Annotated in this window: 21 protein-coding genes; 12 read left to right on the top strand and 9 right to left on the bottom strand. The window is 69.5% G+C overall.

The window, feature by feature from the left end; all coding sequences use genetic code 11:
• Window positions 1-3: 3 nt before the first annotated feature.
• The 4 genes from AB0K15_RS23815 to AB0K15_RS23800 all read left to right on the top strand — a co-directional run bounded on the left by AB0K15_RS23815 (window position 4) and on the right by AB0K15_RS23800 (window position 2,951).
• Window positions 4-594, top strand: a complete 591-nt coding sequence (locus AB0K15_RS23815; RefSeq protein ID WP_364054266.1) for an ABC transporter ATP-binding protein — start codon at window positions 4-6, stop codon at window positions 592-594.
• Between the two features lie 225 nt (window positions 595-819).
• A complete protein-coding gene (locus AB0K15_RS23810) occupies window positions 820-1,926 on the top strand; it encodes a hypothetical protein (protein ID WP_364054263.1) in 1,107 nt (368 codons plus the stop codon).
• Window positions 1,927-1,936: 10 nt separating this feature from the next.
• Window positions 1,937-2,437 (top strand): DNA topology modulation protein FlaR, encoded by a 501-nt coding sequence (locus AB0K15_RS23805; protein WP_364054260.1) that lies wholly within the window; start codon window positions 1,937-1,939, stop codon window positions 2,435-2,437.
• A 49-nt stretch (window positions 2,438-2,486) separates the two neighbouring features.
• Window positions 2,487-2,951 (top strand): FxsA family protein, encoded by a 465-nt coding sequence (locus AB0K15_RS23800; RefSeq protein WP_364054257.1) that lies wholly within the window; start codon window positions 2,487-2,489, stop codon window positions 2,949-2,951.
• Here AB0K15_RS23800 and AB0K15_RS23795 read toward each other — a convergent pair.
• From AB0K15_RS23795 to AB0K15_RS23785, 3 genes are read right to left on the bottom strand one after another with little or no spacing between them, the layout of a single operon-like run.
• A complete protein-coding gene (locus AB0K15_RS23795) occupies window positions 2,948-3,844 on the bottom strand; it encodes a YDG/SRA domain-containing protein (RefSeq protein ID WP_364054254.1) in 897 nt (298 codons plus the stop codon). The genes AB0K15_RS23800 and AB0K15_RS23795 overlap by 4 nt on opposite strands.
• Window positions 3,845-3,900: 56 nt before the next feature.
• On the bottom strand, window positions 3,901-4,503 hold the full coding sequence (locus tag AB0K15_RS23790; RefSeq protein WP_364054251.1) for an SCP2 sterol-binding domain-containing protein: 603 nt from the start codon (window positions 4,501-4,503) through the stop codon (window positions 3,901-3,903).
• A 19-nt stretch (window positions 4,504-4,522) separates the two neighbouring features.
• A complete protein-coding gene (locus AB0K15_RS23785) occupies window positions 4,523-5,143 on the bottom strand; it encodes an SCP2 sterol-binding domain-containing protein (RefSeq protein ID WP_364054248.1) in 621 nt (206 codons plus the stop codon).
• A 117-nt stretch (window positions 5,144-5,260) separates the two neighbouring features.
• Here AB0K15_RS23785 and AB0K15_RS23780 point away from each other — a divergent pair, with 117 nt between their 5' ends.
• Window positions 5,261-5,935 (top strand): TetR/AcrR family transcriptional regulator, encoded by a 675-nt coding sequence (locus AB0K15_RS23780; protein ID WP_364054245.1) that lies wholly within the window; start codon window positions 5,261-5,263, stop codon window positions 5,933-5,935.
• Here the strand turns inward: AB0K15_RS23780 and AB0K15_RS23775 are convergent.
• Both AB0K15_RS23775 and AB0K15_RS23770 read right to left on the bottom strand, forming a co-directional pair.
• Complete coding sequence (locus tag AB0K15_RS23775; RefSeq protein WP_364054242.1) at window positions 5,924-6,760, bottom strand: MaoC/PaaZ C-terminal domain-containing protein; 837 nt, start codon at window positions 6,758-6,760, stop codon at window positions 5,924-5,926. The genes AB0K15_RS23780 and AB0K15_RS23775 overlap by 12 nt on opposite strands.
• A 2-nt stretch (window positions 6,761-6,762) precedes the next feature.
• Complete coding sequence (locus AB0K15_RS23770) at window positions 6,763-8,097, bottom strand: 3-oxoacyl-ACP reductase (RefSeq protein WP_364054239.1); 1,335 nt, start codon at window positions 8,095-8,097, stop codon at window positions 6,763-6,765.
• A gap of 94 nt (window positions 8,098-8,191) precedes the next feature.
• Between AB0K15_RS23770 and AB0K15_RS23765 the strand changes: the two genes are divergently transcribed.
• On the top strand, window positions 8,192-9,481 hold the full coding sequence (locus tag AB0K15_RS23765; RefSeq protein WP_364054236.1) for an acetyl-CoA C-acetyltransferase: 1,290 nt from the start codon (window positions 8,192-8,194) through the stop codon (window positions 9,479-9,481).
• A 41-nt stretch (window positions 9,482-9,522) separates the two neighbouring features.
• Here AB0K15_RS23765 and AB0K15_RS23760 read toward each other — a convergent pair whose 3' ends face one another.
• Entirely contained in the window at window positions 9,523-10,026 is a 504-nt protein-coding gene (locus tag AB0K15_RS23760) for a DoxX family protein (RefSeq protein WP_364054675.1), read from the bottom strand.
• Between the two features lie 196 nt (window positions 10,027-10,222).
• Here AB0K15_RS23760 and AB0K15_RS23755 point away from each other — a divergent pair, with 196 nt between their 5' ends.
• From AB0K15_RS23755 to AB0K15_RS23735, 5 genes are all read left to right on the top strand, one after another.
• A complete protein-coding gene (locus tag AB0K15_RS23755; protein WP_364054233.1) occupies window positions 10,223-10,972 on the top strand; it encodes a MerR family transcriptional regulator in 750 nt (249 codons plus the stop codon).
• Window positions 10,973-12,009: 1,037 nt separating this feature from the next.
• Entirely contained in the window at window positions 12,010-13,200 is a 1,191-nt protein-coding gene (locus tag AB0K15_RS23750) for an ATP-binding protein (protein ID WP_364054230.1), read from the top strand.
• Between the two features lie 256 nt (window positions 13,201-13,456).
• Window positions 13,457-13,606 (top strand): hypothetical protein, encoded by a 150-nt coding sequence (locus tag AB0K15_RS23745; protein ID WP_162836041.1) that lies wholly within the window; start codon window positions 13,457-13,459, stop codon window positions 13,604-13,606.
• A 245-nt stretch (window positions 13,607-13,851) separates the two neighbouring features.
• Window positions 13,852-14,781: a helix-turn-helix domain-containing GNAT family N-acetyltransferase gene (locus AB0K15_RS23740; RefSeq protein ID WP_364054227.1), complete on the top strand. Its 930-nt coding sequence runs from the start codon at window positions 13,852-13,854 to the stop codon at window positions 14,779-14,781.
• Entirely contained in the window at window positions 14,782-15,069 is a 288-nt protein-coding gene (locus AB0K15_RS23735) for a hypothetical protein (RefSeq protein ID WP_364054224.1), read from the top strand.
• Here AB0K15_RS23735 and AB0K15_RS23730 read toward each other — a convergent pair.
• Window positions 15,057-15,626: a peroxidase-related enzyme gene (locus AB0K15_RS23730; RefSeq protein WP_364054221.1), complete on the bottom strand. Its 570-nt coding sequence runs from the start codon at window positions 15,624-15,626 to the stop codon at window positions 15,057-15,059. The two genes, AB0K15_RS23735 and AB0K15_RS23730, sit on opposite strands and share 13 nt — an antisense overlap.
• Window positions 15,627-15,696: 70 nt before the next feature.
• Here AB0K15_RS23730 and AB0K15_RS23725 point away from each other — a divergent pair, with 70 nt between their 5' ends.
• Window positions 15,697-16,356, top strand: coding sequence for a hypothetical protein (locus AB0K15_RS23725; RefSeq protein WP_364054218.1), 660 nt, complete (start codon window positions 15,697-15,699; stop codon window positions 16,354-16,356).
• A gap of 3 nt (window positions 16,357-16,359) precedes the next feature.
• Here the strand turns inward: AB0K15_RS23725 and mctP are convergent, their stop codons facing one another.
• Both mctP and AB0K15_RS23715 read right to left on the bottom strand, forming a co-directional pair.
• Entirely contained in the window at window positions 16,360-18,021 is a 1,662-nt protein-coding gene (gene mctP, locus AB0K15_RS23720) for a monocarboxylate uptake permease MctP (RefSeq protein ID WP_364054215.1), read from the bottom strand.
• The gene (locus AB0K15_RS23715) at window positions 18,018-18,296 is read right to left on the bottom strand and encodes a DUF3311 domain-containing protein (protein ID WP_364054212.1); all 279 of its coding nucleotides are present in this window, start codon (window positions 18,294-18,296) and stop codon (window positions 18,018-18,020) included. Before AB0K15_RS23715 ends, mctP begins: the two co-directional genes overlap by 4 nt.
• Between the last annotated feature and the right edge of the window lie 39 nt (window positions 18,297-18,335).

Raw genomic sequence — 18,335 nt, 5'->3', positions numbered from 1 at the left:
GGCATGCTGGTTCAGACGAGGGGGCTCGGCGTCACGGCCGGTCCGACGATGCTCTTCGAGGAGCTGGACCTGGCCGTCGACGCCGGCGAGTGCCTGGTCATCACGGGCGCGAACGGTGCCGGCAAGTCCACGCTGCTGCGCTGCGTGTACGGGACGCAGGCGCCGACGTCCGGCACCGTTTCCGTCTGCGGGCGCGCGCCGGACGAACGATCGGCTCCGTTCCGGCGGCGCGTCTCGGCGGTGCTGGACGACTCGGCGCTGTTCGACGAGCTGACCCCGCGACAGCACCTGGACCTGCTGGGCCGTTCGTTCGGCGGGTCCTGCGCGGTGCCGGCCTCGCTGGCCTCGCGCGCGGACGTTCCCGCGGGCGACCTTTCCGCCGGCCAGCGTCGGCGGTTGCTGTTGCACGCGGCCGTCGCGCGGCCGCATTCGGTGCTGCTGCTGGACGAACCGGAGCGTGCGCTGGACTCGGCCGGCCGCGCCGGACTGGCGGACCTGGTGTCGACGAGCCTGTCGTCCGGCGCGGCTGTGGTGGTGGCGACCCACGACGCGGTGTTGGCCGAGGCCGTGGCTGATTACGTAGTTGAGCTGTGAAGCGGTTCGTTGTGCTCATCGCGTGGTGCCGCGCAACGCAGCTCGGCGGCGAGACCCGGTGAACCGGTTGAGCCGCTTCGGCACGCCGCGCCCGGTCGGCTCCCGGCCTCTGCTCGTCGGTGCCGGCCGCAGCCACGTGGTGGCCTCGTTGAAGCGCCCCGACGTGCTGCTCGGCCTGTTCATCGCGGTCGCCTGCTCGGCTCGCCGCTCTACAACACCGCGCTCGTGCGGTCGCAGCTCATCGGCGCCGCGGCGGTCGGGCCGCACGGTTGCGTCGCCGTCCTGTGCGCCGGGCTGGCCCTCGCGTGGCGCGCGACGCTGCGGCGCGGCCACGTGTGGGCCGACCCAGCCGCGCTGACCTGGTCGGACTTCGACGGCGACCGCCCGCGTGTGCTGCGGCAACGGCTGCTGGCCGGCTGGGCCGCGCGGTTCGCGACGGTCGCGTACTTCTTCGTCGTCGCCGGGGTGCTCATCGGTTTTCCGCCGGACGTGGTGGGACCGCTCGCGCTTTCCGTCGCCGTGGCGGCGCTGGCGCTGGTGATGGCCCGCCGCCGGCCCCTGCTCGGCGAGGCCGCGCTGCCGTTCGTGCCGGCCGTCCTGGGCGTTTTCCCGAACACTCCACTGTGGATATTCACGGCGGCGGCCGCGGCCGCCGCGTTGCTGCTGGCCTGGTCACCGCCCCTTTTCCCGACGCGCGAGACCCTCGTGCACCACTTCCGCGAACGCCTGGTGCGCCGCACGTCGGCGGCGTTCCTCGACGTGTGGGCCCTGCTGCCCGCCGGCCGCCCCGTCCGCTGGCGCCGCGGGTTGGACGGTCGCTTCATCGTCACCCGGTTCGTCGTGACGGGGACTCTCGCACGCCGCCACGCGCTGGGCCTGCCGGTGTTCCTGGCACTCGCCGTGACGGCGACCCACACGACGTTCCCCGGCGTGCCGTCCGTCTGGCTGCTCGGGCTCGGCTCGTACCTGGGGTTGCTGCCGTTCGCGGCGCCGATCGCGCAGCTGCACCGCGTGGCGGGCCTGCGCCGCTGGCTCGACGCATCGGAACTGCGCCTGCGGCTGGTGATGGCTTCGGCGCTGGTCGTGCTGGCGGCCTGCTGGACGGCGGCGGTCGCGCTGCTCGGCGTTCCGGTGCCACTCGGCTCGCTCGTCGCCGTGGTGGTGGCCGCGTACTCCGTGGTGCGGACCGTCACGCGCGGCCCGCTCGAGTTCTCGTCGATGGGGCTGGTGTTGTACGAGGGCGTCCTCATCCCGACCGGTTTGCTGCGGCAGCTCACCCGTGGCCCTGACCTGCTGATAATTGGGCTGCTGCTCTGCGGGCTGCTGCCTTAGGGTTCACGCGGTGAAGCGGCGTGTCCTCGTCCTCGGCCCCTCCGGCAGCGGCAAATCCACCCTCGCCCGGCGCCTCGGCGCGATGCTGAACGTACCCGTCACCCACCTCGACCAGCTGTACTGGCGCCCTGGCTGGGTGCCGGCGCCGCCCGAGGAGTTCCGCGCCGCGCAGGCCGCCGCCGTCACCACGGACGGCTGGGTGATCGAGGGCAACTACAGCTCCAGTTTCGACCTACGCCTGCCGCTGGCCGACACCGTCGTATTCCTCGACGTCTCCCGCACGACGAGCCTGCGCCGCGTTCTGCTGCGCCACCTGCGCGAACGCGGCCGCGACACCCAAGCGCCCGGCTGCGTCTCGAAGCTGGACCTCGATTTCGTGAAGTGGATCTGGGACTGGCCGCGTACCCACCGCAGCCGCCTCCTGGCATCGCTCGCCGCGGACGCCCCGCAGGCCCGCCACCTCCTGCTGCGCACCCGCGCGGACGTCGCGGCTTTCCTGCTCTCGGTCTAGCCGGCTCACGGGCCGGGAGAAAACCGGACACCTCGTTCGTTGAGGAGATATGGCTGTCGCGTTCCTGCTCTACGTCATCGCCGAGGTCGCCGCGATCTGGGCCGTGGGCTCCCTGGTGGGCGTCCTCGGCACGATCGCGCTGCTCATCGCGGGCGCCTTCGTGGGCTCCTGGCTCGCCCGCCGCGAGGGCGGCAAGGCGATGCGCGCCTTCGTCACCAAGGCCCAATCGGGCCGCCCCGCCGACAAAGAACTGACCGACGGCATGCTCATCGCCGTGGGCGGCCTCCTGATCATGGTGCCGGGCTTCGTCAGCGACCTGCTGGGGCTGTTCGTGCTGCTCCCGCCCTCCCGCGCGCTGGTGCGCCGCTGGTGGCTGCGCCGAGCTGAGAAGCGCGCGATCCGGTACGCCAACACCCGCCGCGGCCCGGTGATGGTGGTGGACAGCGAGGTCGTGGCGGAAGACCCCCGGCCGACGACGCATCCGGTGATTGAGGGGCGGATCGTCGAGGGCTAGGACTCCTTGCGCGACTCACGGCGATGATTGAGGTACTCCTCGCCGACGAGGTGCTTGTCGTCCACGTGGAGCTTCCCCGCAGGGCTACCGTTCAGCACAGCTGGCTCCCCGTTGAGCAGCAATGATCGATCCTCCTCCACCGTGAGCGCGCCGCCGTCGAAGAGCACGTGGCAGTTTGGGCAGAGGCACAGCAGGTTTTCGACAACATCTTCGCCCTGGTGTAGGCCGCCCAATGGCCGGATATGTGCGCCTTCGGAGTAGCCACGGTTGCCCATGGTGAGTCGAGTGCCGCACATCTGGCACGTGTGGTCGTAGAGTTCCTTCACCCAGTCAGCGACGTTCGTTGCGCGAATGATGCGCTGAACGTTGGTGGAGCGTCGCCCCGGAGCAGGATTGCCGATCGGCTGACCGGCGTGGTGTTCCTCGGCCGAGAGCTTTCCCTCGATCGGCGCGTACGTGGCGTCGACAGCCTTATCGATCTTGGCCATCTCGAAGCGGCAGACTTTGAACTCCCCGCCGTCGGGATAGACCAGCATCGACTCCTCAACGCGGTAGAGCCCGTCGTATCGATAGCTGGTGCCCACCTTGCGGATGACCCGGACCGCCATCCCTTGGATCCGGCTAGTCTCCAGCGCCGCGTTGCCCGGTGAAGCGAAGCTCTGGTGTTTGGTCTGCTGACCTGTTGAAGCGTCCCGGCCGCCGTGCCCGGTGTAGAGAAGTCTCGCGCCGTCGTCGACATCGGGATAACCACCCGACACCACAACGGACTGCGCCCCCGTGGCAGCAGTTCCGACGATGCCGGCCTGCAACGCCCGATGCACGTGAGCGTCATAGGCTTCCCTGCGGCTGGCGAACAGCGTCCCCTCGGGTACCCCAGCGATCTCACCGAACATGCTGATCACTGTAGGACGCCCCACCGACAAAATCTGCAACTTGCCAATCGTCGTGGCTAGTTGCCAGTGCTGGGCTTCGGGATGTCGAAATAACTCGAGAACCGCACCGCCGGCGCGTACTCGCCCTTCACCTTCACCCGCCCGGTCACGAACATCGCCGCGGGGGCGGAGGTGCCAGTGGCCATGCGGATGAAGTCGTCGACCGAGAGGGTGAGGGTGGTGTCCGGGGTGCGGGACAGGTCGGTGCTCGAGACGCACGCGCCGGATTCGATGACGGTTTGGAAGCGGTCGTAGCCGTCGTCGCCGGTGCCGCCGGAAAAGCGCCAGGAAACGACGAAGTCGACGTGGCGGGCGCGGTCGGCGCGGAAATGCTCGGACATTCTGCGGAAAATCTCGTCGAGGAACACCGCGCGTAACTCGGGGTGGTCGGCGAGTGCCTTGAGTTGGTCGCGGGAGGCGCGGTGGACAACATCGACCAGGGCTTGGGTGGTCAGGCTGCTCAGTTCGATGCCGGCGCCCGCGTTTCCGAGCATGTGGAGGGTTTCCAGGACCTGCACGAACTGCGCGGGCGTGAGCTTGCCGACGTCCAGCTTGCGGGCGAAGCCGTTGACCGCGTGCCCCTCGGTGGCGGAGGAACGGGAACGCGAGAATCGGGACACGGAAACGAAGTCTAACGGCTCAGGCGGGCTTCGGGAGGTCGAAATAGCCGATCAAGCCGGCCGCGAATGCGAGGTCGCCTTTCACCTTGATTTTGCCTGTCACGAACAGCACGGCGGGAGTTGCCTGGTGCGTGATGAGGCGGAAGAAGTCAACCGGCGACAACGTGATGGTGACACGGGGGCGGGCGCCCTCGACGGTCCGCGAGACCGTGCACGCGCCGCCGGAGATGGCGGTGGCGTAGCGGTCGTAGCCGCCGGCGCCGGTGCCGCCGGAGAGGCGCCAGTGGATGACGGCGTCGAGCGAGCGGGCGCGGTCCACGCGGATGTGTGCGCCCATGCGGGCGAAGATCTCGTCGAGCACGCGTTCGCGGAGGGCGCGGGAGGCGACGACGGCCTCCAGCTGCGCTCGGGAGGCCCGCGAGACGAGCGTGGCGAAACGTGTCGGGTCGATCTTGGCCAGGGAGAAGGCCGGGGAGTCTTCCGACAGGCGCACGAGGGACGAGAGCAGGCGGCGGAAGTCGTCGCGGCCGAGTTCGCGGGGGTCGATGGCGTCGGCGACGGTGTTGACGTCGAGGCCGTCGAGCGCGACGCGGTCGAGGGCGTCGAGCAGGGCGGCGCCGCGCAGGCCGGCCAGGTCCATCGACAAGCCCCTTCCGTGATCTTCCAGCAAAGGCTACCCATGAGTAGGTAAGCGGGCAAGCACGCGCCGACCACGGCGGCAGGTACCGTCTCCTGCTGGCGAGAGGGAGGTCGGAGAGTGCCCGACGAAGATCAGCGCCCGCCCGAGCGGGCGCGGCGGCTGCCGCGCGCGGTGCGTGAGCGGCAGATCCTGGACGCCGCCGTGCGTGTGTTCTCCCGCCACGGCTACCACGCGGCCTCGATGGACGAGATCTCCGACGTCGCCGGCGTTTCCAAGCCGATGATCTACACCTACCTCGGCTCGAAGGAAGACCTCTTCGGCAAGAGCATCCAGCGCGAGGCGACGCGCCTGCTCGAGGCCATCCAGGCGGGCGTCCAGCCGGATCTTCCCCCTGACATGCAGCTTTGGCACGGGCTGCGGTCGTTCTACCGCTTCGTCGCGGAGTACCGCGAGTCGTGGACGGTGCTGCACCGCCAGGCGCTGACGGTCGGGGGCACCTTCGCTGCGGAGATCACGGCGATGCGCGGGCGGGCGATCGAGCTCGTCGCCGCGCTGGTGGTGTCCGCGGGGACGCGGAAGGGGCTCGGTGAGCAGGCCGAGTTCTCAGGCGCCGGGTTGGCCGCCGCCCTGGTCGGTGCGGCCGAATCGCTGGCCGACTGGGCGCTGGACCACCCCGAGATCTCCGACGGCGTGCTCGCGTCGTGGCTGATGAACCTCGTGTGGCTGGGCTTCAACGACCTCGTCGAAGGCGAGGTCTGGAAGCCGCTGCCCGAGATGAACTCAGAGAGCTGAGATCACACCGTCCAGATGAGGCTTGGGCTTCCGGGCATTCCACAGCTCGAAAGCCCACCCCTCGTCCGTCGGCCAGGCGGTGAAGGCCGCGCGGGCCGGCAGCAGCACGGGCTGCTTGAAGCGGACGTCCACCGTGTACGCGTCGGGCAGGCGGCCCTCGAACGACGCCAGGGCACGGGCCTTCGTCCACATGCCGTGGGCGATGGCGCGGGGGAAGCCGAACAGGCGCGCGGTCAGCGGGTGCAGGTGGATGGGGTTGCGGTCGCCCGAGACGTCGGCGTAGCGGCGGCCGATGTCGGCCGGGACGGTCCACAGGGCGGTCGGCGTCGGGGCGACCAGCGAAGCGCGCGGCCGCGAGGAACCCGGGGAACTCGAGCGGCGCAGGTAAGTCGACACCTCCGACCACACCAGCTCCGTGCCGGCCCACAGCTCGCTCACCATGTCGAACTGCCGGCCCTTCTCGTGCGGCCGCAGGTTCTCCGCCCGTACGCGCGCGGAAAACGTCTCGGTCAAGGACAACGGGCGCCGAACCGTGATCGAGTTCGCCACGTGCACCAGGCCGAGCAACGGGAACGGGAACCCGGGCTCCGTCATCAGCGCCATCTGCAGCCCGAACACCAGCATGTGCGGGTACGTCGCGGGCAGCACATCCGAATACCGGAACCCGCACACCTCCGCGTACGCAGCGACATGCTCAGCCGAGGCCGTGACCGACGGCCGCACCAGCTCCGTGTCCGGCAGCGTCGAGCCGCCGCCGCGGCGCAGCAGGGCCTTCGGGTACAGCGTCGCCAGGCTGGGTGCGCTGGTCAGCTCGCGAACGGACATCGTCACGCTCCCAGCAGGGCCTGGCCGCACACGCGGACCACGTTGCCGTTGACCGCGGCCGACGCCGGGTTGGCGTACCAGGCGATCGTCTCGGCGACGTCGACCGGCAGCCCACCCTGGCCGAGGCTCGACAGGCGCCGCCCGGCTTCGCGGATGAACAGCGGGACGGCGGCGGTCATCTTGGTCTCGATGAAGCCCGGCGCGACGGCGTTGATCGTGCCGCCGTACTCCGCGAGCTGCGGGGCGCCGACGTTGACCATGCCGATCACGCCGGCCTTCGACGTCGCGTAGTTCGTCTGGCCGACGTTGCCGGCGATGCCCGCGATCGACGAAACGCCGATGATGCGGCCGTTTTCACGCAGGACCTTGTCGGCGAGCAGCTTGTCGTTCACCGCGAGCTGCGCGGCGAGGTTCACGGTGAGCACGGCGTCCCAGCCACCCTCGGTCATGTTGCCGAGGGTCTTGTCGCGCGTGATGCCGGCGTTGTGCACGACGACGTCGACGCCGCCGTGGCGCGTGGTGAGGTACTCGGCGAGCTTGGCCGGCGCGTCGGCCGCCGTGATGTCGAGCTGCAGCGCGGATCCGCCGACGCGATTGGCCACTGTGGACAGATCCGCGCCCTGCGCCGGGATGTCCAGGGCGACGACGTGGGCGCCGTCGCGGGCGAGCGTCTCCGCGATGGCCTCGCCGATGCCGCGCGACGCGCCGGTGACCAGCGCGACCTTGCCGGCCAACGGCTTTTCCCAGTTCGACGGGGCCGCGGCGGAAGTTCCGTGCGTGCCGACGCGGATCACCTGCGCGTCGACGAACGCCGACTTCGCCGACAGCAGGAACCGCACCGTCGACTCGGTCGCCGCTTCGGCGCCCTCGGCCACGTACACGAGCTGGGCCGTCGCGCCGCGCTTCAGCTCCTTGCCGACGGAGCGCACGAAGCCCTCCAGCGCCCGTTGCGCGATCCGCTCGCGGCCGTCGACCAGCTCCGGCGGCGTGCCGAACACGACGACGCGGCCCGACGGCCCGACCTTGCGGATCACCGGGTGGAAGAAGCGGTAGACCTCACGCAGGTCGGCGGGGTCCTTGAGGCCGCTGGCGTCGAAGACGAGGGCCGCGTGGCGTTCGGCGGGGCTGCTCAGGACCTCGATGCCCGCGTCGTCGAGCTGACTCTTCAGGGTCTTTTCGAGCCGTCCGCCCGGCGCGGCGCCGAGGAGTGCGGGACCCTCGAGTGCGGGCTGGCCGGCGCGGTACCGGCGCAGCGTGGCGGGGTTGGGCAGGCCGAGCTTCGGCACCACGAACTTCCCCACCGGGGTCTTCGTGAACTGCTGGTACCTGTCAGCCATCGAGCGCCTCCCGTGCCGTCTGCGTCACGTCGCAGTCTAACCTACTCGCTAGTAGGTTACAGTGTGAAAGGGACGACTCAGAGAGGTGGACGTCATGGCGACCAGGAAAACCGCCGCGGTCCGCAAGGTCGCGATCATCGGCGGCAACCGCATCCCCTTCGCGCGGTCGAACGGCCCGTACGCGAAGGCGTCGAACCAGGACATGTTCACCGCCGCGCTCGACGGCCTGGTCAGCCGCTTCGCACTGCAGGACGAGGTGATCGGCGAAGTCGCGGCAGGCGCGGTGCTCAAGCACTCCAAGGACTTCAACCTCGCGCGCGAGAGCGTGCTCGGCAGCCGGCTCTCGGCCGCGACGCCCGCGTCCGACGTCCAGATGGCGTGCGGCACGGGATTGCAGGCCGTGATCAACGTGGCGCACAAGATCTCGTTGGGGGAGATCGACTCCGCCATCGCGGGCGGCGTGGACACGACGAGTGACGCTCCGCTGGCCGTGAACGCCGACCTGCGCAAGATCCTCGTGCAGCTCAACTCCGCGAAGACGCTGGGCGACCGCCTCAAGCTGCTCACGAAGCTGCGGCCGGGCCAGATCGTGCCCGAGATCCCGCGCAACGCCGAGCCGCGCACCGGCCTGTCGATGGGTGAGCACGCGGCACTGACGGCGAAGGTCTGGGACGTCACGCGCGAGGCGCAGGACGAGCTCGCCGCGGCCAGCCACCGGCACCTCGCCGCCGCGTATGACCGCGGATTCTTCGACGACCTCGTGACGCCGTTCCTCAAGCTGGCCAAGGACCAGAACCTGCGGCCGGATTCGACCGTCGAGAAGCTGGCCAAGCTCAAGCCCGTGTACGGCGGCGCGGACGGCACCATGACGGCCGGCAACTCGACGCCGCTCACCGACGGCGCGTCGACCGTGCTGCTCGCGACGGACGAGTGGGCCAAGGCGCACAACCTACCCGTGCAGGCCTACCTGACGTTCTCGCAGACGGCGGCCGTCGACTACGTCCACGGCGCCGAAGGGCTGCTGATGGCACCCGCGTACGCGGTGCCGCGGATGCTCGAACGCGCAGGGCTTTCCTTGCCGGACTTCGACTTCTACGAGATCCACGAGGCGTTCGCGTCGCAGGTGCTGGCGACGTTGAAGGCGTGGGAGGACCCGGTGTTCGCCAAGGAGAAGCTGGGTCTCGACGCACCGCTCGGCTCGATCGACCGCGCGAAGCTGAACGTCAACGGCTCCTCGCTCGCCGCGGGGCACCCGTTCGCCGCGACGGGTGGGCGGATCGTGGCGACGCTGGCGAAGCTGTTGCACGAGAAGGGATCCGGGCGTGGCCTGATCTCGATCTGCGCAGCCGGGGGCCAGGGCGTGACGGCGATTCTGGAGAAGTGACACGGCCGGGCCCCTCGCGTCGAGGGGCCCGGGTTTGTGTGTCAGCTGAGCTGCTTTTCGGCCTTCTTGCCGAGCTTTTCGGCCTGCTTGCCGGCCTTCTTCGCGGCGCGGCGGGCGCGCCAGCCGAGCGACGGCTTGCCCGCCGTGTCGCCCGCGGCCAGCAGCAGACCGCCGGCGATGCCCGCGTTCTTGAGGAACTGGACCTGCTGCGCCTGCCGCTCCGCGGGGTCCTTGATCTCCCAGAAGCGGTGCGCGGCGGCCGTCGTCGGCACGAGCGTGCCCAGCAGCGCGAGCGACGCCAGCCGCGGCGCCTTGCCCGCCGCGAGCGCGAGGCCGGCGCCGATCTTCACGGCGGCGTCGATGCGCACGAGCGTCGCGGGGTCGCGCGGCACCTGCTCGGGGACGAGGCCCTCGACCTTGTCGAACGTCTCGGTGAGGAACGGCTCGATCGCCTTCGCGTGCCCTTGGGTGTCGCGGAGCATGCCGATACCGCCGTAGATGAACATCGACGCGAGCAGTGGACGGGCCACCCGGCGCAGTATCACGGTCGTCGCCTTTCCTGCGAGGTCTTCGGTGCTGGTCAAACCTACAACCGGGATTCCCCGCCGGACGGCCGCCGAACCGCGCTAGCTTTTCCTAAGTGTTTATCGCTTTTTTTCTAGACTTGCTTAGACGGGTTTAGCGGCCCTGCTGCTTCCGATGCTTGACCTTGACGCTGCGTCAACTTCTACCGTTGACGGCATGGAGTGGTCGATCCAGGACATCGCCCGAGCGGCGGGCACGACCAGCCGGACGCTGCGGCATTACGACGCCGTCGGGCTGCTCGCGCCCAGCCGCATCGGCGGCAACGGTTACCGCTACTACGACTCGGCCGCCCTGGTGCGGCTCCAGCGGATCCTGTTGCTGCGCGAGCTCGGCCTGGGGCTGCCCGCGATCGCCTCCGTGCTCGACGGCGAACGCGACAGCGTTGTCGCTTTGTCGATGCACCTCGCACTGCTGGAACAGGAGCGGGCGCGCATCGGGCGGCAGATCGACTCCGTGCGGACCACGTTGCGGAAATTGGAGGGAGGTGAACCACTCATGGCGGAGGAGGTTTTCGACGGCTTCGACCACACCTTGTACGAGGCCGAGGTGACGTCCCGTTGGGGTGAATCGGCCTATCGCACTGGTGACCAGTGGTGGCGGTCGTTGTCGGCTTCGGAGCGTGCGGCGCATCAGCGGGAGCAGCGGGACATCGCGGCTGCTTTCGGTGCGGCGCGGGCTTCGGGGCTGTCAGTTGCGTCTGCCGAGGTGCAGGCCGTCGCGGGCCGGCTCCACGCCTGGCTGCGCCCGGCGGTGAAGACGGTGTCGCGCGGGTATTTCGCGGGTTTGGGGCAGTTGTATGTCGACGATCCTCGGTATGGGTCTTACGACGCCGACTTCGGCCCCGGCACGGCGGAGTTCATCCGGGACGCGATGCGGATCTACGCGGAACGGAACCTGCCGGAGTAGTGCGGCGTCGGAGTGAGCGCTGGGGGTGGGGATGGTCGGGGCTGCAGACCCGCCCATCCCTGTGGGTTGGGCTGGGTTGGACTGGGGGTTGGGTGCTGTCGTGCCCGCTTGACCGGCACGAACGGTCCACTCGCGCGGCGCCGTGCCTGCGAAGGGACCACTCGCGCGCTTCACGCCAGCGCGAGCGGTCCCTTCGTGCGGAGCGCTGCCACTGAAAAGTCCACTCGCGCACAGGACTCGGCACGAAAGGTCCACTCGCACGCCGGGGGAGCGGCGACCGGTCCACTCGCCCCGGTCAAGCAGGCACGAAAGATCCGTTCGCGCGCGCAGCTTGGCACGAAAGGTCCGTTCGCGCGGCGGCACCAGTGCGAGCTGTCCGATCGCGCCTTTCACGCCAGCGCGAGCGGTCCCATCGTGCGGCTCGAAGGCAACAAGCGGTCCACTCGCACACGCGACGCGGCGCGAAAGGTCCACTCGCACGCCGGGGGGAGCGGCGAACGGTCCAGCCGCCCCGGTCGACCGGGCACGAAAGATCCGTCGCGGGTTGGCGCGAAAGGTCCCCTCGCCTGGCCGCGGCGGCGCGAACGTCCCCTCGAGCGCGGCTTGGCGCGAAAGGTCCCCTCGTGGGGCGGCAGCGGTGCAAAAGGCCCGTCCGCGCACGGGGACCGGTGCGAAGGGCCCACTCGCGCGCGCAGCTTGGCGCGAACGGACCCCTCCTGGGGCGGCAGCGGTGCAAAAGGCCCGTCCGCGCACGGGGACCGGTGCGAAGGGCCCACTCGCGTGCGCGGGTTGACGCGAAAGGTCCGTTCGCGTGGCCGCGCCGGTGCGAAAGGTCCGTGCGCACCACGCGAGTTGGCTAGAGAGGTCCGTTCGCGTGGTGGCGCCGGGGCGAAGGGGCCGGTCGTGCGGGGTTGCGCGGCGGCGAGGGGGGACCCGTCATCCCGCGCGCACAGTCAACGCGCAGTGATCGGCGACACGCGCTAGCGGGATATGGCGCAATATCGGACCTGCGCTAGATACCCCGATACGGTGGCAGGGTGGACCCCATCCGCAATCCGTTCGCGCCCGGGGCTGGGCAGCGGCCGCCCGAGTTGGCGGGGCGGGAGCGTGAGCTGGGGGCGTTCGAGGTGGTACTGGAGCGCGTCGCGAGGGGGCGGCCGGAGCGGAGTCTGGTGTTGACCGGGCTGCGGGGGGTCGGCAAGACCGTATTGCTGGGGGAGCTGCGGTCGATGGCCATTCGGCACGGGTGGGGCGCCGGGAAGATCGAGGCGCGGCCGGATGCGGAGCTCAGGAGGCCCTTGTCGGCTGCCCTGCACAGGGCGATTCGGGATCTCGCGGTTCGGCACCGGGCGCCGGATCGGGTTGAAGAGGTGCTCGGCGTGCTGAAGGCGTTCGCGTTGAAGGCGAACAAGGCCGACGCGAAGCTGAGGGACCGGTGGCAGCCGGGAATCGAGGCGCCGGCCGCGCAGGGGCGGGCCGATTCCGGGGACATCGAGATCGATCTGGTGGAGCTGTTCACCGACGTCGCCGAGTTGGCCGCCGATGTCGGCACCGGGGTGGCGTTGCTCATCGACGAAATCCAGGACCTGCGGCCCGACGATGTCTCGGCTCTGTGCGCCGCGTGCCATGAGCTGTCGCAGTCCGGGGCGCCGCTCGTGGTCGTCGGGGCGGGGTTGCCGCACGTGCCGGCCGTGTTGAGTGCGTCCAAGTCTTACTCGGAACGGCTGTTCCGCTACGCGCGCATCGATCGCCTCAGCCGGGAGGACGCCGACTTCGCCGTGATGGCCCCGATCGAACGCGAGGAAGCCGGCATCGAGCCCGAGGCGCTCGACGCGCTGTTCGACGCGTCCGGCGGGTACCCCTACTTCATCCAGGCCTACGGCAAAGCGGCGTGGGACGCCGCGCCCGCGGATCCGATCACGGTGAAGGACGTGCAGGTCGCGGCGCCCGAGGCGGAGTCCGAGCTGGCCGTGGGGTTCTTCGGCTCGCGCTACGAGCGCGCGACGCCCGCCGAACGCGAGTACCTGCTCGCGATGGCCGAGCTGACGCAAGGCCGCGACGAAGCCGCCGGAACGGCCGACGTGGCCGTCTACCTGGGGCGCAAGCCCTCCTCGCTCTCGCCGGCGCGCGACAGCCTCATGAAGAAGGGCCTGGTCTACTCCGCCGAACGCGGGCAGATCGCCTTCACGGTGCCCCACTTCGGGCACTACCTGCTCGGCCGCGACTGAGCGCCGTCTTCCCTCCCCTACCGCTCTATGACGCTGCCTAGCGGCATCTAGCGATAACACTAGACGAGCCGATACGCGGCTAGGCCGTTACCTCGAAGTGACCCGAGACACTGAATCTGTCCGGCACTAACCGGAAGACAGCCGATGATTCATCGGCTAGTAAGCCACATCACCGATGATTCGTTGGCATCCTTGTGAAAAAAGGCGCATACTAGAGACACAGTCACCGAGAACCTCCAAAGGGGATGCAGAAACAATGAGCAACATCGCCGCCAAGCTCCGTGCTCGTCGCGCCGAGGCTCGTACTCGCCGGGCACTGAACCGGGCGATCGACACCGCGGCCACCTCGACGGTGCGCCAGGAGCTCATCGCCCTCGCCCAGGCGCGTCAGCCGTTCATGCGCTGACCCAGCCGTAACTGGTTAGTGTGTCACTCACATGAGTGACCTAGACCACAAAGTGCTGTGGGTGTAACGCCGCGCCTCGCGGCATCGATACCCACTACGACCCCGTGATGCTGGCGGACCCCCGACCTGGCAGCATCACGGGGTTTCCACATGTCTGGACCCTTTGTCCGATTCCGCAAAACCCTTGCGCGAACCAGCTTGCGGCGCGATGCTTGACTCCGTCAACGATTTGGTTGAGGTGGTCAATGAACGACGTGAGCCTGGCGGAGCGCGTCGCCACCGTGCGCGCGTTCAACCGCCTCTACACCGGGGTGATCGGCGTCCTCGACGAAGGACCGGCCGACGCCGAGTACTCGCTGAGTGAAGCGCGGGTGCTGTTCGAGGTCGCCCAACAAACCGAGCTCCACGTGAGTGACCTGCGAAAACGCCTCGACCTCGACGCGGGCTACGCGAGCAGGCTGCTCAGCCGCCTCGAAGGCCGCGGCCTGGTCCTGCGCGAACGCAGCGGCGAAGACGCCCGCCGCCAGATCGTCCGCCTGACCGACGCCGGCCGCGAAGCGTTCACCGACCTCGACAGCCGCTCGGTGCGCCAGATCGGCGGCCTCCTCGAACGCTTCCCCGACGAAGACCAGCGCCGGCTGCTCGGCGCGATGGGGACCATCACGCGGCTCGTCGGCGACCGCGCCCCAGACCCCACGCTCGTGTTACGCACCCCGCGACCGGGTGACCTCGGCTGGGTGGTCCACCGCCACGGCACCCTCTACGCGCGGGAGTACGGCCTCGACGAACGCTTCGAAGCCCTCGTCGCCCGCGTGGTCGCCGATTTCGCCGATCACCGCGACGATCCGCGCCAGGCCGCGTGGATCGCGGAGCTCGCCGGCGAACGCGTCGGCAGCATCTTCTGCATGCCCGGCCAGGACGAGCGCACCGCCAAGCTGCGCCTCCTGCTGCTCGAACCCGCCGCCCGCGGCCACGGCGTCGGCAAACGGCTCGTGCACGAGTGCGTCGAGTTCGCCCGCGGCCGCGGCTACGCGGCCATGGAGCTGTGGACGCTCTCGGCCCTCGACGCCGCCCGCGGCATCTACCGCAGCGCCGGCTTCCGGCTGGAACACGAGGAGCCCACCCGCGAGTTCGGCCCGCCGGTCACCGGTGAGACCTGGCGGATGGAGCTCTAGATGTTCGTCGTCTACTGCGCCGTCTGCGACCGCCGCACGCTGCTCGGCGTCGACGAAGTCGAGTGGGTCGAGAACCTCACGCGCGGCGTGATCTCCGTGTCCGGCCGCTGCCCGCGCGGCCACGACGTGGTGGTCCTGACCGGCGACGCGTTCACCCCGCACGAAGACCCTCGCTACTTCGGGCCGGCGCCGCGCATCTGGACCAAACCGATGAACAAGCTGCGCGCCTGGCTGCGCAGCCACTTCGAGGTGAGCCGCGACCTGCCCGGCCCGTTCTACCGCTTCTGACGCCCCATCAGGAAGAACTCCGGGTTCGGTTTCAGCGCGGTGAGGTGCGCCAGCCGGTTCGACATCGCGAACAGCGCCGTGATCGCGCCGACGTCCCAGATCTCGTCCTCGGTCAGCCCCGCGTCGCGCGCCGCCTCGAGGTCGGCTTCACCGAACAGCGCCGAGTCCTGCGCGAGCGCCAGCGCGAGGTCGACGATCGCCCGGCCGCGCTCGTCCAGCTCCACCTGCCACGGGTTCGCGGCGACGCGGTCGGACAGCTCCGGGTCCTTCGCGCGGATCCGCAGGATCGCCCCGTGCGCGACGATGCAGTAGGTGCAGTGGTTCGCCCCCGACGTCGCGACGACGACCAGCTCGCGCTCCGCCTTCGTCAGCCCGTCTTCACGCTCCATCAACGCGTCGTGGTAGTCCATGAACGCCCTCAGCTCCGCCGGCCGGTGGCCCAGCGCGCGGAAGATGTTCGGCGTGAAGCCGGATTTCTCCGCGATCGCGCCCACACGCGCGCGCAGGTCTTCGGGCAGGTCTTCGAGTTCGGTCACGGGGAACCGGCTGTCGCTCATAGCCCCACGCTAACGCCAAACACGCCACCCTTGGCACCACGCGTTCACCCGGGTGGAGTTTGCTTACCCCGTGAACTGGACCGCGTACGTGGACGGTTACTGCGAACGCCTCGCGCCCGGGCTGTGGGGTGAGCCGCTGAACGACGTCACCAACCTGGCGTTCCTCGTGTCCGCCATCGCGGTGTGGTGGCGCGCCGACGGGCGGCGGACCGGGCGGACGCTCGCGGTGCTCGTCGGGCTCGTGTTCCTGGCCAGCACGGTGTTCCACCTGCTCGCGACGCGCTGGGGCGGGGCCGCCGACTCCGGCTTCATCCTCGTGTTCGTGCTCTACTACGCCGCGAAGTTCCCCCACGTTTTCCTGGGCGTGCGGCCGAACTGGTCCTGGCTGGCGGCGCCCGCGTTCGTGGTGCTCACGGCCGCGCTGGCGGCGCTCGGCGGTGGGCTGTACCTGCCGGCGCTGATCGGGCTGGCGGTGTTCACGGGCGTGCTCGCGTACGCGCGCGACCCGTACTGGACGCACTTCGCCGTGGCGGGCGCGGTGTTCGCGTTGTCGCTGGCGTTCCGCACCATCGACGGTGTCGTGTGCGGCGATTTCCCCGCCGGCACGCACTTCCTGTGGCACCTGCTCAACGCCGTGGTGCTCTACGTGGTGTCGAACGCGATGATCGGCAAAGAGAAAGCCCCCTCACCGGAACCGAATCCGGCGAGGGGGCCATCCACAGTGGACTAGAACTCAGTGCACGCCGATCGGCCGCAGGTCCTTGTCGTGCTCGTCCGCGTGGTAGTCCTCCGGCTGGGTCTCGTCGACGCCGGGGTTCCACTTCGCCGCGTGCGCGATCGCCGAGACGATCACGGCGACGAGGATGTTCGCGATCAGCGCCACGAAGCCCGGGTAGATCTGCACGGTCGCCAGGCCGGTGCCCGAGAACGGGTGCCAGCCGAAGATCGACAGGTTGCCCATCGCGAGCGCCGAACCGCCGAAGTGCAGCTTTCCGTTGGCGGGGTTGGGGATTCCGTACAGCATGATCAGGCCCCAGCCCATACCCACGACCCAGCCGGCGATGAGGCCGGCCTTGTGCAGCCACCGCGTGTACAGCGCCAGCGCCACGGCCGGCAGCGTTTGCAGGATCAGCACACCGCCGATGAGCTGCAGGTCGATCGAGAACTGCGGGTCGATCAGGATGATCACCAGTACCGCGCCGAGCTTCACGATCAGCGACGCGAGCTTGGCCTGCTTGGCTTCCTGCTTCGGCGTCGCGTTCTTGCGGATGTACTCCTTGTAGATGTTGCGCGTCCACAGGTTCGCCGCGGCGATCGACATGATCGCGGCCGGCACCAGCGCGCCGATGCCGATCGCGGCGAACGCGATGCCGGCGAACCAGTGCGCGAACTGCGAGTCGAACAGCAGCGGGACGATGGTGTTGCCGTCGGGCTTGCCGGTGGCGTTGTTCGTCAGCGGCTTCACGCCGGCGCTGATGGCGACGTACCCGAGCAGCGCGAGCAGGCCGAGCACCAGCGAATACGCCGGCAGGGCGACCATGTTGCGCTTGATCACGTTGCGCCCGCGCGAGGCGAGCACGCTCGTGAGCGAGTGCGGGTAGAGGAACAGCGCGAGCGCCGAACCCAGGGCCAGCGTGGCGTACTGCAGCTGGTTGGCCGAGGTCAGCAGGATCGAGCCCGCCGGCTTGCCCGTGGCCGGGCTCGGCTTCGCGAGCGTGGTGGCCGCCTGGTTGAAGATGTGGTCCCAGCCACCGAGCTTGGAGGGCAGGTACACGATCGCCACGATGATCACGATGTAGATCAGGATGTCCTTGACGAACGCGATCAGCGCGGGCGCGCGCAGGCCCGACTGGTACGTGTACAGCGCCAGGATCAGGAACGCGACCAGCAGCGGCAGGTGCCCGACGATGCCGGAGCCGTTGATGCCCATCGTGCGCAGCACGGCCTCGAGACCCACCAGCTGCAGCGCGATGTACGGCATGGTCGCGACGATGCCGGTGATGGCGATGAGGAACGCGAGCGTCGGCGAGCCGAAGCGGCCGCGCACGAAGTCGGCCGGGGTCACGTAGCCGCGCGAGCGGCTGACGGACCACATGCGCAGCGCCGGCAGCAGCACGATCGGGTAGACGACGATCGTGTAGGGCAGCGCGTACATGCCGAGCGCGCCGGCGCTGAACACCAGCGCGGGCACGGCGACGAACGTGTACGCCGTGTAGAGGTCACCGCCCAGCAGGAACCACGTGATCCACGCGCCGAACTTGCGGCCGCCCAGGCCCCACTCGTCGAGGTGGTCGAGGTTCGCGCCGGCCTTCCAGCGCGACGCGACGAACCCGAGCACGGTGACCAGGGCGAAGAGGATGATGAAGATGGTCAGCTGGACCCACTGGATGGTCATCGGCTCTCACCCTCGTCGAGGTCGTCCACGCTCAGCTTGTCCGGCTCGTCACTGGTCGGCTCCTTGCGGGTCGCCCAGTAGACGATGCCGGTGCACAGCACGCCGGCGGCGACGAACACGAGCTGGAACCAGTAGAAGAACGGCATGCCGAAGAGCCGGGGGCCGTCGAAGTTGAACAACGGCGTGACCAGGATCAACAGCGGGACGATCAGCAACAGGTTCCACGGGCTGAACTGGAACCCGCGCACCCGCCCGTCCGGTTTTGTTGTGGACATCGGGACCTCACCTAACACTCACGCAACACGCGACGGGCC

It is taken from the genome of Amycolatopsis sp. NPDC049253, from assembly GCF_040678995.1.
GTDB lineage: Bacteria > Actinomycetota > Actinomycetes > Mycobacteriales > Pseudonocardiaceae > Amycolatopsis.
The sequence above is the reverse complement of the archived record's forward strand: the minus strand, read 5'-3'. Positions and strand labels throughout refer to the sequence as shown.